This is a genomic window from Chitinasiproducens palmae, from assembly GCF_900095735.1.
GTDB lineage: Bacteria > Pseudomonadota > Gammaproteobacteria > Burkholderiales > Burkholderiaceae > Chitinasiproducens > Chitinasiproducens palmae.
Map to the genome: position 1 here is coordinate 204,126 of NZ_FNLO01000006.1, position 15,753 is coordinate 219,878.

The following is a 15,753-nucleotide window of genomic DNA, read 5'->3' on the forward strand; positions in this document are numbered from 1 at the left end:
CGGCTAGCGGCGGCGCAACTGCGGCTCGCCGGAGGCCGTGGCCTCGACGGAGAACGCATCGCCGGCCTTTGCGTCCTGATCGAACAGCCCGCGCGCAAGTGGATTGATCAGATGCGTCTCAAGCTGATTGCGAATGCCACGACCGCCGTTCGACAAATCGCTGAGGCATCGCTGTCGTAGCTGGTCCTTGGCCTCGTCGCTCAGGGCAACCGCGATGCCTTGCATGCCGATGTCGTCGAGCACGCTCCTGACCATCTGCTCGAAGATTTCCTCCCCGACGTCGTCGCGGATGAAATCGAAGACGATGATGTTTTCGCCGATACGATTCAATATTTCCGGGCGATTCAGCACCAGCTTGAAGTGCCGTTGAATCTCATGCAGGACCTTCGCCTGCATGTCGGCGAACGCATCGGTAGGCAGAACGTTCGCAACGCGCTTGCCTGTCTCGTCCTCCCGATAGATGCCGAGGTTCGAGGTGAAAACGATCAGGGCTTCGGAGAAGTAGACGCGGTCGCCGCGGCCCGAGGTCAAGACGCCGTCGTCGAGGATTTGCAGGAACTTGTCGAGGATGCGTGGATGCGCCTTTTCGATTTCATCGAACAGCACGACGCTGAACGGACGCTCGCGGATCGCGTTGGTCAGCTCACCGCCGACGTCGTAGCCGACGTACCCCGGCGGCGCACCGATCAGCCGCTGATCGGCATGCTCCGCGCTGAACTCGGACATGTCGAACCGGATGTAGGCGCTCTCTTCGCCGAACAGCAGGCTGGTAATGGTCTTCGCAAGCTCCGTCTTGCCGACGCCGGTAGGCCCGGCCAGGAACGCGACGCCGCGCGGGCGGCTGCCCTTGCGCTGCGATCCCACGCCGGTCATCGCACGCTTGATGAGATCGAGCATATGCGTGACCGCGTGAGCCTGTCCCTTCACCCGCCGGCGGATCACCGCGTTGGCGTTCCTGATCTTGTCGCGGTCGATCAGCAGCCACGGATCCTCGGTGACGCCCACTTTGTACCGGCGCACTGCGTCCGCCATTTTCTCGATCGGGACCTGCTCGACGCGTGCCAACGTCGCGATCGCGTTCATATCGGCCAGCAACAAGCCCTCGCACCCCTCGACGAACGCCCGCGCCGCGTCCGCGGCGACATCGGACGACGCTTGCTGTGAGCCGGGCACGCCGCGCAGCAGCGCAGCCGCGAGCGCTTGACGCGCGGCACTGTCGGGCTTCGGCACAGGTATGTGACGCAGACGCGGGTTGTCGATCAGCAACCAGTCCGGCAGATCGCCTTCCTTGTCGACGACCCACAGCACTGTATTGAAGAACGGCCGCCGCTGCTCGCCCGCCGGGCGCGGCGCAACCGCGTGCGCCAGGACCAGCGCGCGCGTGAACAGCGCGTGCTCCGCCGCGCTCAGCGATTCCGTCCGTACCGCGAGGCGCGACGCGAAATCGACCACGAGTCCGATCGGTTCGCCATCCAGCGCCACCAGCCGTTCGACTGTCGCAGCCAACACATCGAGGCCGCCGGGCGCCGCACCGTCCACCGGCATCAGCCCGAGCCGCCGCAGCGTTTCTTCGCCCGACGTCGCCGGTGCGCCCAGCGCTTCCGCGACGCGAAAGCCGCCGACCGGGTCCCACACGACCAACTGTGCATAACCTGCTTGCCGCAATTCGTCTGCCAGCGCCCTGATCAGCGGTTGCGCGGTGACCGTACCCGGCGCCACCTCGCACGCTTGTAAATCCCGGACATTCCCCGATAGAACGAACTGGCTTTTCAGCGGCAGGAAGCGCAGTAAATCGCGCAACCATCGGGGTTTGACATAGGAGGGCATCGGCATCGATTATTCGTGCGTCTTGGAAGTAAAACGTTACCACAGGCAGTTCGCGGCTCCGTCTCCAAACCGCCAAGGTGCTCCGTCATTAATCCGACGCGCGCTCGGAGGCATTGAAAGCGTACCGGCTATACGGGGCGCAGCGTCAGGCGAGCGCATCTCCGCGCATCGGCCGTGCGTGCGTTCACGCGGTGCCTTGCAGATCGCAGCCGATTGTCCACTTGCAAGAACGGGTTTCGGCAGACGCCCGGTGGGCAGTGCGGCGCTACAGAACGTCGCCGTCGAAATAATCGGAGTCGATTTTCTTGACGTGGAACGTGGTTACCGTGGACACCCCGACACTGTGATCGACCATCAATCGCACAGTTGATCGCCGTCGATCAAAATGATTTTCGACGCAATGTGGCTCGCGTACTCTTTCGGTTCCCGGGCAAAGCCGGATGTGGTGATGAATACGCCTTTATTCGCACGGAATCAGTGCACTTCTTTCTTCCAAGCTCAGGCCGAGCTCAACTGCGAGGCGTTCGACGACATCCCGCATGCGATGCTCTTCGCCATCCGCAACGTGCGGAGCACGGGTAGCATCAGGGATTGATAGTCCGGAATCGGCATGACTGTGCATGGCGGCGGTTCGTTGCGTGCGGGGGACGCTCGACCCGCCGCGAGGGTTGGATACGGAAGCGATTGTCGAGCGGCCGCCTGCAAGCGGCCGCTAGGGGCGTGAAACGGAGCGGGCGAGGCGGTGCCGCCGTCGTCGATCTGGCTCCAGCCGTAATATGCCATGCGCGCGGGTAGCGGGTCGCGGGCGGCGGAGAAGCGGGAAGCGGGAAACGGGAAACCGGAAACCGGAAACCGGAAACCGGAAGCGGCGAGGCTGCCCGGCGGAAAGGCGGCCATCATTCCCGGCGTGTTGCGCGACACGCGTTCGTTTATTGAGGCGCCTCGTCTGTCAACACTCCGCGGCGAAGGCGGGGAGCACCTGGCGCATGGCGCAGCAAGTCCAACCGCACGCTATATCGAAAGTAGAAAATGTCATTTCCGTAACGGCGGCGGCACTTTCATACTGCTAAGTCTCTCTTTGCGCAAAGTGGAAGGAGCGGCACCCATGAGTGACAGTTCGATCGTCGGCGGCGCGCCCGCCGAACCCATCGCGGCGTCCGCCGGCGGACGCCGGCCGATCGGCACGGAGGACTGGTGGGCGGTAGCCATCGGTTTGTTCGCCATCGTTGTCGCCTACATCTTGTTTGCGTCGGGCGGCAGCATCAAATGGCTCGCGGTGGCACCCGCCAAGTGGGCCTCAGTCGGTCAGCTCGCCGCCGACTTCGGGGCGCACGCCGGCAGCTACGTCGCCTTGTTCGTGGTATTCGCCGCGGTGTTCTCGGTCGCCATCGCGGCATTGCGCCTGCCGGTCAGACAGTTCATCCCGGGCTTCCTCGTTCTGTTCATCGTGTCGGCGTTGATCTTCGCCGCGGGCGCGTGGACGCAGGCCAGCACCTATAACCTCGAGCCGCCGCTGATCGCGCTGGCGCTCGGCCTGATCGTATCGAATTTGTTCACGTTGCCGGCCTGGCTCGCGCCTGCGCTGCGCGTCGAGTTCTATATCAAGATAGGCATCGTCCTGCTCGGCGCGACGCTGCCGCTGACGCTGATCTTCTGGGCTGGACCGGTAGCGATCGGCCAGGCCACGATCGTCTCGCTCGTGACCTTCTTCGTGATCTTCGGCGTGGCACGCGCGCTTGCCATCGACAAGCGTTTCGCGGCGGTGCTCGGCGTCGGCGGCGCAGTCTGCGGCGTGTCGGCCGCCATCGCAATCGCGGGCGCGGTGCGCGCGCGGCGTGAACAAGCGTCGGTTGCGATCACCCTGGTCGTGGTCTGGGCAATCGTCATGGTGTTCGTCCTGCCGGGCATTTCACGCTTGCTGGGACTGCCGACCGGCATCGCCGGGGCCTGGATCGGTACGTCCGAATTCGCGGACGCCGCCGGCATTGCCGCGGCGCAGGCTTATGGCGACTATGCGCGGCACGCTTCCGGCGCGGTCGCCGGCGCGCCGGAAGCGTCGCTGCAAGCCTTCGTGCTGATGAAAGTGGTCGGACGCGATATCTGGATCGGCATCTGGGCGTTCGTACTGGCGATTTTCGCGACCACCCGCTGGGAGCGCGATCCGGCCGACCGGGTCCACGGTCGGGCGCAGGCCAGCGAGATCTGGACCCGCTTTCCCAAGTTCGTGATTGGTTTCGTCATCGCGTCTGCCATCGTCACCTGGATCGCGTCCCACTACTCGCTGGCCGACTATCGCAGCGTGGTCACGCCCGCGTTCGTTGCGCCGATCGTCGCGCTGCGCACCTGGGCGTTCACGTTCTGCTTCCTCAGCATCGGCCTGACCACACGTCTTGCCACGTTGACCGGGACCGGCGTCAAACCGCTCGTTGCTTTCACGGCCGGCGTCGCGGTGAACGTGGTAATCGGTTATGTCTTGTCAGCACACGTTTTCGCACCGTACTGGGCAGGACTCGGACAATGAGCGATCCTGCCACGGCGTGTCGGCATTGCGCGCGCTGGGCCGATGACCGCGCGATGTTGGAAGCCCGGATCCCGGGACTGGCATCGTTCGGCTCGGCGTATGGCGCGACGGTCGGGGAGAGCCGGCTGTGCCTGTTGCACGACCAACTGGTCATGCCGCGGGATCACTGCAGAGACTTCACCTCGCGCGCGGCGGCGGCGGAGTCTGCGTCGTAGCGTGTGGGACAGCGAGCCCGGTCGGTGCATGGGTGCTTTATTGAACCCGGCCCTAGCCGCGTCACGACGCGTGTGCGATCCAGCGTGGCGTTCGTCATATGCCTGCCGCAAGCAGCGCTCAGGCTCCCGCCACGCCCGTCGCAAGCCGAGGGTCCCGGTGCGCGAGCATATAAGTCGCACCTGCAACGCCGCACCTGCAACTCCGCTTCGACACGGTTCAGCCCGGCCGGGCTGGGTCTGGAGGGTGTCCTTCGTGCCTCGAAAGACATCCGGAAGCGCCGCCACGCGCTGCGACGGCGGCAGTCTCATGCGTTCCGTGGCGTCCGGCGACGGAATGCGTCGCCGGACGCAGAGGATCTTTCTCAGCGTTGCGCGCACGGATGCCGACGCAGCGGTCGCCGGTTGGCGAGCCACGGGGACTGACGCACGCGCACTGCTGCACGGCGCGTGGCCCGCGGAGCGCTACGCAAGTGTGGATGCACCAGCGAAGCCGGCGATGGGAACAAACCCGTGCATCCAACCCATTGACTAAAATGGATTTTCCGGTTCCGTGCACTGTAACCGGCCAGTGACTGTACCAGTTCCAGCCATCTGGCAACAGACGTGTGTCCACAGCAGTCTACCTACAGCCACTGGAAGCCATGGCTGGCCCATCGGGAACGTTGGCCTCACTTATCTGCTGCGCTGCCGCCTTGCGAACGCAGGCGAGCGATGAACCGCTCCAAGGACGGCGACAAGGCGTCATTGCTCGCGCGCGGCAGGTAGGTATTGATCACAGCCGAATCCACCGCCAAGGGCCGGGCAACCACATCAGTGCGCTGACTGGTTGCCATCCTCACCGCCGTCGTGAAGACAATGCCGTAGCCTGCTCCTACCAGCGTAGGCATTATGTCCAAAGACGACGCGTGTTCGCCAATGTTTGGCTCCCGCTCCAAGGGTCGCCGAGGACGTGTCAGCTCGCGGCAGTAGCCCTCGTACACCTGCGGGTCACACAGTATCAACGGGTGCTCCCCGAGCTTGTGAAGCGGTATCTCTTTATGGGCAAGCAACTCGTGGCGGATCGGCATGGCGATCACCAATGGGTCTTGCCAGATTGGTTGGGCCCATATGCCATCGCCAACCTCGGCCGTGTGAGCGAACCCTATCGTGAAATCGCCAGACCGCAGCCCACGCAACTGCTCAGCCAGCGGGACTTCGGACAGCCGCACCTCAATCTCGGGCTCGTCCTCACGGCAATGTGCGAGGAACGCAGACAGCCGCTGATCGGCTGCGCCATCGGATATGGCGACGCGTAGGCTGCCTTTTTGACCGGCCGCGATGGCCCTGACGTTTTCTCTGGCCTGGTCCACAACAGTGAAGAGTCTGCGGATATCCAGCAAAAAGGCAGCGCCTGCCGGAGTCAGCCGAATTCCGCGTCGATCCCTGTCGAAAAGACTGACCCCCAGTTCGTCTTCCAGCTCCTTGATGGCTCGGGACAGAGGGCGCTGCTCAATATGCAGCCGCTCGGCGGCTCGGGTGAAATGCAGCTCTTCGGCCAGTGCCGTAAAGCAACGAAGGTGTCGCAACTCCATGCAGGGCATGCCTCCCGGATCGTGTGGCGAAGTCCTGAAAATGAAATGACCATCTCGCCATCCTGCTTGGTCACCTTCATCAGAGCCCCCAACAGCCATTGGTCGTCTCGGTTGCCGCTCAAAAATGCCGAGCGATGCACGCTTCGCTTCGATGGCAGGCATACCGGCAGCTCACGTCAAGGCAGTGCAGCACAAAGAGACAAGCCCCCCACGAGCATGCTTGATCGGGCCCCTCGGCGACTTCAGCCAGGCCGGGTCATTCATTTCACATCAAAATGGTCATCATAATGCAGCATATCAACAAAACAAAATCGATTGATAGACGACTTTCAACGCAGACCATATACTTTCTTCAAAAATCTATACAAGCATTCGCTAACCCGAACGAGCCAACCAGGATGTCCCACGAAAAGCTTGCAGATCTCACCCAGCCACAGCGCGACCGGCTCGCGTTCGTGGAGCTGCGCGTGCGTTTTATTGGGGAGATGCGTCGCCAGGACTTGGTCACGCGGTTTGGCATTCAGTCCGCGGCGGCATCCAGGGACTTGGCTCTGTACAAAGAGCTGGCTCCCGGCAACATCGACTACGACGCCAAAGGCAAGTCCTACGTGCTGGGGCCTAGCTTTCAGCCCGTCTTCGACTTCCCGCCAGAGCGGGTGCTCTCATGGCTGACTCAGGGCTTCGGTGATGGCGAGCCAATGCGGCTCAAGGCATGGGTCGCCAGCGAAAGCCCGTCCCGGCTCACTCATCCTGACTTGGACATCCTGGCGCATGTGACCCGGGCAATCCACCAGGAAGGCCCGCTGAGCATCGAATACCACTCCATCTCAAGTGGTCGTACAGAGCGGGAGATCGTCCCGTTTGCGTTGATCGACAACGGTCTGCGCTGGCACGTTCGCGCCTTCGATCGCAAGTCCCACGATTTCCGGGACTTCGTCATCACCCGGATCAAAGGTCCCGTCATCCTCAAGGACCAGTCAGTGGCCCTCCATGAGATGAGCGATCAAGACATTCAGTGGACTCGGATCGTCGAGCTGGAACTAGTGCCCCATCCAGACCAGCCTTGGCCCGAGATCACTGAAATGGACTACGGCATGCAGGACGGCGTGCTGCACATGAAGCTGCGAGCCGCCACGGCCGGCTACGTCCTGCGCAAGTGGAGTGTGGACTGCTCCCCTGACCACAGCCTGCGCGGCCCTGAGTATCGGCTCTGGTTGAAAGACCATCTCGCCATTTATGGCGTGCGCAACGCAGTGCTTGCGCCGGGGTATGCATCCGCGGAAGGTGCTGAAGCGGGAGTCGCTTTTGACTGATCAAGAAACACTCTGCCTCTATGGCGCAGCCTCAGCAGAGCAAACGAATGATGAGAAATGAGATGAAAGAACCCTACCTAACGACATTGCTAGAGATGAGGATGCTTGTCGGCTTCCTTGGCGAGCGTGCTCAGTGTACCTGGTGGCCGACGGCATTCTATGAGGCATCAAGCAAGCTTTTCCTTGAGCCTGTTTTTTCCAAGACGAGTCGTCTCGCTCAGTATCACGGCGTGCTGGAAGCAGCCCGACTATTGCACGACGATCGTTTGAGCGTGGGCAGCTACCACCTGTTCCGGTTGCCCGAAGAGGTCGAGCAAGACCTACACGCGACCGTGCAAAGCAGCGTAGGAGAAAAACTTGCCAACCAGGCGCTACAGAGCAAAGAGGCGGCGCTGGATGCGTTGAAGCAATTGGCGGCAACGGGCCGCACGTCCAGCGTCGGTCCAACGGTGGTCGGGAACATCAAGGATCTCGATTCCACCGACACGCTGAAGGCCATCGCTGCCGCCTATTTGTCGGCTTTCACCCAAAACGCCAAAACCTATCCGTATTTGGTGGGGTAATCGTGGCCGACAACACCCCCTACACGACTCAGTTGCAAGCAGGTCTTGGTCTCGTCAACGAAACCAAGACGTTGCTCGACCTGTGGTCGCCAGGCATGTCGGCCAATCAGTTGCATCTGGTCGCGTTGGATTCAGGTCGGTTCCCCACCGTCACCGCACGCCGACTCCGCAACATCGTCGTCGAATGTTTCGCGCCACGCTATCTCGTAGCAAATGGCGCACCGGCAGCTCATTTAAAAAGTCTATCTGCAACCTTGTCCACGGCTGATCTGACGCAACTCATGCTCGTATTTACGAGTCGGGCGAACCCGATCCTTGGCGACTTCGTGCGCCACGTCTACTGGGCTCGATATGCCGGTGCATTCACCGAGATCACCAACGACGATGCACGGACTTTTGTCGAGCGCGGCATCGATGACGGAAAGACCATCAAGCGCTGGTCGGAAACTACCATGCGACGGGTCTCTGGCTATCTAACGGGTTGCTGTGCCGACTACGGAATGCTTGAGCGCGGGCTGCGTTCGAGCCGTCGCATCCTGCCGTTTCGTATTTCTCCAGCTGTGGCCGCCTTCTTGGCTTACGAACTGCATTTTTCAGGCATCAGCGACAACGCGCTGCTGATCCACGACGACTGGAAACTATTTGGTCTGGCGCGCGAAGACGTGCTGGAGGAAATCAAACGACTCTCGCTGAAAGGGTTGCTCATCGTCCAGGCTGCTGGCGATGTGATCCGCATCAGCTGGAAAAAAACGGATATGGAGGCGCTCTGCGATGTTCTCAATCAAAGCTGATTTTGACGAATTGCGCGAGCGCATTCGGCATGGGCGGGAACTCGGCCATGCGAGCTTCGAGCCGATCTACTACCTGGTCTTCCCGCCAGAGCAAATTCTCGAAGTGAAACGACAAACGCCTGCCTGGGTGGCCAAGCTTCACCAGGAAGGCTGGGATGTGCAAACCTTCTCCATCGTCGAGCAAATGTGGGCTTTGCTCAAAGAAGATCCATTCTGGACACTTTGCGTGATGGAAGACAAGTCCGCACCACTGGACTGGCCGCGTACCAACAAAGCACTGGCAGACATCCTGACAACAGAGAACGGCTTGCTCAATCGGCTTGAGGCTGCCTTGCAGCCTCTGGAGGGACAGCAGAACGCTCTCTTGCTGGTCACTGACCTGGAAGCACTGCATCCATTCATGCGGATTGGTGCTATCGAAAGCCAGCTTCAAGGCAAGTTTCACGTACCGACGATTTTTCTTTACCCCGGCGTGCGAACCGGCAAAACGCGCCTGAAGTTTCTCGGCTTCTACCCGGAAGATGGAAATTACCGCTCCGTACACGTTGGCGGCTGAACAGACAAAAGAATCCTGGGACAAATCTATGACGATTCGCTCACTCTTCGATCCAAGCAAGGACATTTACCGGACCATCGAGAAGGTCATCACCTATGGTGCCTCGCAAGAAGGTCGCCTCAAGGCCGAGATCTCCGAGTACGTGGTTACCGAAAGCATCGAGGAGCAGTTCCGCAAGCTCCTCGATCGCATGCAACTCGCGATGGAATCCGGTGGCGAAAACGAAGTGGGTGTTTGGGTCTCGGGCTTCTATGGTTCGGGCAAGAGTTCGTTCACCAAGTACCTCGGCCTGGCGTTCGATGATCAGCGCACCATCGACGGCACGCCGTTCATCAACTATTTGCAAGACCGTCTTCACAAGCCGCAGACAAGAGCGCTCCTCACCACTGTCGCGAAGCGCTTCCCGGCCGCGGTGGTCATGCTTGACCTTGCCAGCGAAATGCTCGCCGGCGCCACGATGGAGGATGTCTCCACCGTTCTTTATTTCAAGGTACTGCAGTGGGCTGGCTACTCGCGCAACCTCAAGGTCGCCGCATTCGAGCGGATGGTCGAGAAAGATGGTCGAACGCCCGAGTTGCACGATCGCATCGCCCAAGCGCTGCCAGGCGCAACCTGGACGCGCGTGCAGAACAACCCATTGGCTATCGACGGCCTGATCCCAAAAATTGCCCACGAGATGTATCCCGCACTCTTCCCGGAAGCTAAGTCCTTCTCGTCCAGCACCGAGGGATTCTTCCAGTTCGAAGACCAGCGCGTGCAGGAGATGATCGACATCGTTCGCGAAAAGAGCGGCAAGCAGAACATCATCTTCATCGTCGACGAAGTCGGACAGTACGTCGCCTCACGCGACAACCTGATTCTCAACCTCGATGGCCTGGCGAAGAATCTCAAGCGCCTGGGCGACGGAAAGGCATGGATCATCTCTACCGCGCAGCAGACGCTGACGGAGGATGATCCGCGCGCCGCATTGAACTCCGACAAGCTCTACAAACTCAAGGATCGTTTCCCGATCCAGATTGACCTTGAATCGAGTGACATCAAGGAGATCTGCTACCGCCGCCTGCTCGGTAAATCGCCAACGGGGGAGACTGAACTGGGCAAGCTGTTCGATGCCCACGGCCAAGCGCTGCGACACAACACCAAACTGCAAGACGCCAAGTATTACGACGCAGACTTCAGCAAAGAAAGCTTCACCAATCTGTACCCATTCTTGCCGGCGCACTTTGACATCTTGCTGCACCTGCTGGGTGCGCTGGCCAAATCCACCGGTGGCATCGGTCTGCGCTCGGCGATCAAGGTGATCCAGGACGTTTTGAAGGGCGAAGGTGGCTCCAAGGCAATGGCCGATCAGCCCGTGGGCTGGCTGGCGACCACTGTCACCCTGTACGACGAATTGGAAAAGGATATCCGCCGTGCCTTCACGTCCATCCACCAGGCGGTCGGCAAAGTACAGATTCGCTTCCCGGATTCGCAACTCCATCAAGACATCGCCAAGTCCGTCGCTGTGCTGCAGATCCTGGGCAATCTGCCTGTGTCGGTGCAGAACGTCGCCAGCTTGATGCACCCATCTGTTACCGCGCCTTCGCAACTCGACACGGTCAAAAAGGCCGTCGAGGAAATGCTGGGCGACGTGCATGTGCCGCTGGGCGAGAAAGACGGCAGCCTGGTCTTTCTCAGTGAAAAGTTGCGTGACATCGAACAAGAGCGCGGTGCCATTGCGCTGCGTACCGTCGATGTGAAGCGTATTTTCAACGATGCGCTGCGCGAGTCCTTCGACCCGCTTCCCCGAGTCAGCCTTCACGGGACTATGGCCGTCGCAACGGGCCTGAAAGTCCAGGCTGGCAGCGCCACCACCAGCCTAGCTGGTGACAACAATGCCATCCAGACTGTTGTAGAACTGGTGCCTGCCAGTGATTACGAGGCATCCAAGCATCGGATGCTGGACGACTCCCGTAGTCGCGCCGGTCGCAATGTCATTGGTCTGCTGGCCCGCTCCAATGCCGACCTCGACGACCTGGCCAATGAAATCTACCGCTGCCAGCGCATCGCCGAGCTGCATCGCAACGAGCCCGACCAAGAGGTCAAGGACTACTGCTCAGGCCAGCTTGATCGCGCCGCCAAGCTTGCGACTCAACTACAGAGCAAGATCAAACAAACCCTGCAGGCTGGCTCGTTCGTATTTCGAGGCCAAGCCACTGCCGTATCGGCGTTGAACGCCGACCTGCTGGAAGCAGCCAAGAAGCTGCTTGCAGACGTCGCAGACCAAGTCTTCGACCGTTATGTCGAAGCGCCGGTGCGTGCCGGGACAGACACCGCCGAGAAATTCCTGAAGGTTGCCAACCCCGCAGCCATCAGCAGCACGCTGGACCCGCTCGGACTGGTGCAAACCGTAGCGGGGGGCGCCTCGTTCAAGACCGATCACAAGGCGATGATCAGCATCCGCGACTACATCGACAAGCGCGGTACGGTCGATGGAAAGCGTCTGCTTGACGACTTCGGCAACGACCCGTTTGGTTGGTCGCCCGATACAACGCGCTACATCGTGGCCGCCATGCTCATGGCCGGTGAAATCAAGCTCAAAGTCTCTGGGCGTGAAGTCACGGCGGCTGGGCAGCAGGCGATCGACGCCCTGAAAACCAACAACTCGTTCAAGCAAATCGGTGTTTCACTTCGCGACGAGCGTCCATCCATCGAAACCCTCGGCCGGGCGGCTGAGCGCCTCTCTGAACTGATCGGTGACATGGTGATCCCGCTGGAACAAGAGATCAGCAAGGCGGCGACGAAGCACTTCCCACGCTTTCAGCACGACTACGGCTCCTTGGCCGAGAAGCTTGTTGGCCTTGGGTTGGCAGGCAGTGACCGTATTCGCACCTTGAACCAGGACATTGCCGACGTCCTGTTCACCGATGCCTCTGATGCTCCGCAGCGCCTGGGCGCCGAAACCTCCGCCATTTACGACAACCTCAAGTGGTCGCTGGAAGTGAAACGGGTGCTGGACAACGGCCTTGACGTCACCCTGCGCGACTTGCAAGCCCATCGCCGCGACATTGAAACCTTGCCGGACACCGGCGTGCCAGGCGAGCTGCGCCGCGAACTTGCCGAAGACCTGGGAACCCTGTCGGAGCGCCTGGGCAAAGAAGATTTCTACAAACACACCGCAGACTTCAACTCACAGCTCACTCATTTGAAGGGCCGCGTGCGCGATGCGGTCATCACGCTCTCAGACCAGCAAAAGCTGCGTTTAAAGGAAGGCGTTGAAGACCTGCAACGTATCCCCGAGTGGGAAGAACTCACCCAGGAGGAGCGTGGCAATGCCGTGAATCGTCTGGACGGGCTCACGCTCGCAGCGCCGCAGGATCTGGCTGGACTCAAAAAATTGCTGGCGCGCGACTACGACATCAACAGCACTCTCGACGATCTGAAACGGTCGATCCAGCGTCAAGGCCAGGAACGCCTGCGCCAGCGCATGGAGGAAGAGAGGGCCAAAACTGGCGAGAAAGGTCCGGCCAAACTCAGCAAGTCGATCGCTGTGCCCGTGAAGATGACCTCTGCCGCAGACATCGACGCATTGATCCAACAGCTCACTGAAATCAAGGTACAGCTTGGCCTCTACTCCGAGATCGAGGTGTCTTTGGTGCTCAGTGATCAACCAGGAACGGGCGGGAGCTAGCGATGGAAGTGTCCAAAGAGTCCAGGCAACACATCGAACAGCTTGCAGAGGAAGCACTGACCCAGCTTGGCAGCATCGCTGCTGCTGCAAAAAGCAAGCTGCACGATGGGCGAGCCCTCGGCTCCGATGTCATGGCGAGCATCAACACCATGACGTCCGGCGCGACCGTGCAGCGCCTTGACCAAATCAACCAGGCCAATCGAGACAGTTATGCCGTGCTGGAAAGGGAGCCAGCGATTGCTCGTGTTGTCGTCGCGGACGAGGAAGGTGAAGAGCGCACGTACTACATCTGCCGCACTACGCCGATAACAGGCTTTTCCAACCTGGCCAGCTATCGCGCGCCAGTCGGTCGTCTGGCTTCGCTGTCAGTGGGGGCCGAGTTCACCCTGCCGAATGGCGATATCGTCGAAGTTCTAGAGCGCGCCCAACTCCGACCCTCCGCACTGGCTAACGGCTGGGATTCGCGCAACACCGTAGTGGAAGCCAAACACTTTGGCCCACTCACCATCGAGTCGCTGCGGGCGCTGTTGACTGAAGTTGTTGGAGAAGAGGTCACTGAAGACCTTTTGGGCCAACTGCTGGCGGAAGAAACCGTCAAGGCCAACATCATTGACGGCGTGCGTCGCAGTGTCATCACCAAGATGGGGCTTCGCGACCAGCCCGTTCTGGATCAATACCAGGATGAGATTTTCCGCCTTCCACTCGACAAGCGCCTGCTGATTCTTGGCCCACCTGGCACAGGTAAAACGACGACCCTGATCCGTCGCCTGGGCCAGAAGCTCGATACCGCCTTTCTGGAAGAAGGTGAACAGCGCTTGGTCGAGATGGTGGCTACCGCTCAGGGCACCGTCCACGCCAACAGTTGGCTGATGTTCACGCCCACCGAGTTGCTTAAGCAGTACCTCAAGGAGGCTTTCGCTCGTGAAGACGTTCCAGCGTCCGATCAGCGCATCAAAACCTGGCAGGACTATCGGCGCGAACTTGCCAGAAACGCTTTCGGCGTTCTCAGAACCGCATCGGGTGGTGGCACTTTTGTCCTGAAAGACAGCCTGCCAAGCCTGAGCGCAGGGGCGCTGGATCGCCCGATTCAGTGGTTCGATGATTTCAACACATGGCAGCGCAACGCCTACGTGCAAGAGCTGCATGAAGCGGCCAACATGCTCCGCGAAGCCAAGGTGCCAGAAGTCCAGAGCTTGGGCGAGCGGCTGCACAACATCCTTACGCAAGCGGGCGATGGCGCGTTGGCGTCCACCTTCGGATCGCTGGCAGCCGAGCTCCCCAAGGTCCAGGCGCTCGTCGCCGGCCTGAAGGAAGCCTCTGATGGCAAGATCAAGGCAGCGCTCAACCTCCAGCTGAATCGCAATCGGGCGTTCCTGGATGAGTTGGCGCGCTTCATCGACGGCCTGCAGCAAGCCCAGACCACCGACGCCGACGAACAAGACGAGCTTGATGCCGATGAGGAAGAGGACACCACAGCACCGCGCACCGGTCGTGCCGCCGCTCTCAACGCCTACATGCAAGCGGTGCGAGCCCAAGCACGATCTGCAGCATCAAAGCGCGCGGTCAGCAAGTCGTCTCGCAACGGCAAGATCATCGAGTGGCTGGCAGAGCGCGGCCTGACGGAGACCGACCGCGTCGAAGTGGGTGCGAGTCTGCTTGTGCAGACCAACGCGCGCCGCTTCGTGAACCCGGTCAAGCGCTATCTCGACGGCATTCCGAAGCGCTACCGAGCGTTCCGACGCGAACGCCAGCAGGCCGAGAACTGGTATCACAACGAAGGCTTCGAAGCCCGCGATATCCATCCGCTCGAACTGGACATTGTGCTGCTCTCCATCCTGCGCGCCGCAGGCGACCTGATCAGCCGGCCCAATATTCAGCGCGATATCGACAGCTCCGCTTGGTCGGCACTCCAGCCCTTCCTGGGACACTACCGCAACCAGGTCTTGGTGGATGAGGCGACCGACTTTTCACCTATCCAGCTTGCCTGCATGGCTGCCCTGGCGCATCCACGGCTGCGCTCGTTCTTTGCCTGCGGCGACTTCAATCAACGTCTGACCACCTGGGGTGCGCGCTCCGCCGACGAAATGAAGTGGGTCTTTGCCGACTTCGACATCAAGGAGATCACCGTCTCCTACCGGCAAAGCAAGCAACTAAACGATCTCGCTCGCGCCATGATCCGTGCCGTCGGCGGCAGCGAGCAGAACGTCAGCTTGCCTGCACATGTGGACAGTGGCGGCGTCGCGCCCGCGCTCCTGGAGCACGCAACGGACACAGCAATCGTTGTCAGTTGGCTGGCAGATCGCATCCGAGAGATCGAGCGTTTCGTCGGCCAGCTGCCGTCCACCGCGATCTTTGTGAATGCCGAGGACGACGTGGCACCAGTGGCTGAGGCGCTGAACGAAGCCCTGTCCGAAGACAACAACCAGGTCATTGCCTGCCGCGAGGGTCAGGCGGTGGGCCAGGAAAGCAACGTGCGCGTGTTCGACATCCAGCACATCAAGGGGCTGGAGTTCGAAGCGGTGTTCTTCGTTGGCATTGACCAGCTCGCAGCAAAGCACCCGGCACTGTTCGACAAATATCTGTACGTGGGCACCACACGGGCGGCCACTTACCTAGGCGTGACCTGTGAGGGCGCTTTGCCGCCCGCCATCGAGAGCCTGCGCGCTCACTTTGGCCAGGATTGGCAAGCGCCCGCTTCACAGCAAGCAGGCACAGAACAATAGGAA

12 protein-coding genes are annotated in these 15,753 nt (G+C 60.7%); 8 read left to right on the top strand and 4 right to left on the bottom strand.

Annotated features, from left to right (window positions below; translation table 11 throughout):
* Positions 1-3: 3 nt before the first annotated feature.
* From BLU54_RS11810 to BLU54_RS23265, 3 genes are all read right to left on the bottom strand, one after another.
* Positions 4-1,827: an AAA family ATPase gene (locus tag BLU54_RS11810; RefSeq protein ID WP_091908347.1), complete on the bottom strand. Its 1,824-nt coding sequence runs from the start codon at positions 1,825-1,827 to the stop codon at positions 4-6.
* A gap of 354 nt (positions 1,828-2,181) precedes the next feature.
* On the bottom strand, positions 2,182-2,277 hold the full coding sequence (locus BLU54_RS24210; protein WP_235837932.1) for a restriction endonuclease: 96 nt from the start codon (positions 2,275-2,277) through the stop codon (positions 2,182-2,184).
* A 48-nt stretch (positions 2,278-2,325) separates the two neighbouring features.
* Entirely contained in the window at positions 2,326-2,748 is a 423-nt protein-coding gene (locus tag BLU54_RS23265; RefSeq protein WP_139169659.1) for a hypothetical protein, read from the bottom strand.
* Positions 2,749-2,932: 184 nt separating this feature from the next.
* Between BLU54_RS23265 and BLU54_RS11825 the strand changes: the two genes are divergently transcribed.
* A complete protein-coding gene (locus tag BLU54_RS11825; RefSeq protein ID WP_091908352.1) occupies positions 2,933-4,348 on the top strand; it encodes a YeiH family protein in 1,416 nt (471 codons plus the stop codon).
* Positions 4,345-4,563, top strand: coding sequence for a hypothetical protein (locus tag BLU54_RS11830; RefSeq protein WP_091908354.1), 219 nt, complete (start codon positions 4,345-4,347; stop codon positions 4,561-4,563). The genes BLU54_RS11825 and BLU54_RS11830 overlap by 4 nt, the downstream gene beginning before the upstream one ends.
* A gap of 668 nt (positions 4,564-5,231) precedes the next feature.
* Here the strand turns inward: BLU54_RS11830 and BLU54_RS11835 are convergent.
* The gene (locus BLU54_RS11835; RefSeq protein ID WP_456236525.1) at positions 5,232-6,296 is read right to left on the bottom strand and encodes a LysR family transcriptional regulator; all 1,065 of its coding nucleotides are present in this window, start codon (positions 6,294-6,296) and stop codon (positions 5,232-5,234) included.
* 236 nt (positions 6,297-6,532) lie between these two features.
* On the opposite strand from BLU54_RS11835, the gene BLU54_RS11840 reads away from it, so the two are divergent.
* The 6 genes from BLU54_RS11840 to BLU54_RS11865 all read left to right on the top strand — a co-directional run bounded on the left by BLU54_RS11840 (position 6,533) and on the right by BLU54_RS11865 (position 15,750).
* Positions 6,533-7,447, top strand: coding sequence for a WYL domain-containing protein (locus BLU54_RS11840; protein WP_091908356.1), 915 nt, complete (start codon positions 6,533-6,535; stop codon positions 7,445-7,447).
* A gap of 62 nt (positions 7,448-7,509) precedes the next feature.
* On the top strand, positions 7,510-8,010 hold the full coding sequence (locus BLU54_RS11845; RefSeq protein ID WP_211435342.1) for a BrxE family protein: 501 nt from the start codon (positions 7,510-7,512) through the stop codon (positions 8,008-8,010).
* Between the two features lie 2 nt (positions 8,011-8,012).
* A complete protein-coding gene (locus BLU54_RS11850) occupies positions 8,013-8,801 on the top strand; it encodes a BrxA family protein (RefSeq protein WP_091908358.1) in 789 nt (262 codons plus the stop codon).
* Positions 8,782-9,357 (top strand): BREX protein BrxB domain-containing protein, encoded by a 576-nt coding sequence (locus BLU54_RS11855; RefSeq protein ID WP_091908360.1) that lies wholly within the window; start codon positions 8,782-8,784, stop codon positions 9,355-9,357. The genes BLU54_RS11850 and BLU54_RS11855 overlap by 20 nt, the downstream gene beginning before the upstream one ends.
* 28 nt (positions 9,358-9,385) lie before the next feature.
* Positions 9,386-13,027 carry a BREX system P-loop protein BrxC gene (gene brxC, locus BLU54_RS11860; protein WP_091908362.1) on the top strand — a complete coding sequence of 1,214 codons (3,642 nt, stop codon included), beginning with the start codon at positions 9,386-9,388 and terminating at the stop codon, positions 13,025-13,027.
* Positions 13,028-13,029: 2 nt separating this feature from the next.
* Positions 13,030-15,750: an ATP-binding domain-containing protein gene (locus BLU54_RS11865; RefSeq protein ID WP_091908364.1), complete on the top strand. Its 2,721-nt coding sequence runs from the start codon at positions 13,030-13,032 to the stop codon at positions 15,748-15,750.
* Positions 15,751-15,753: the final 3 nt, after the last annotated feature.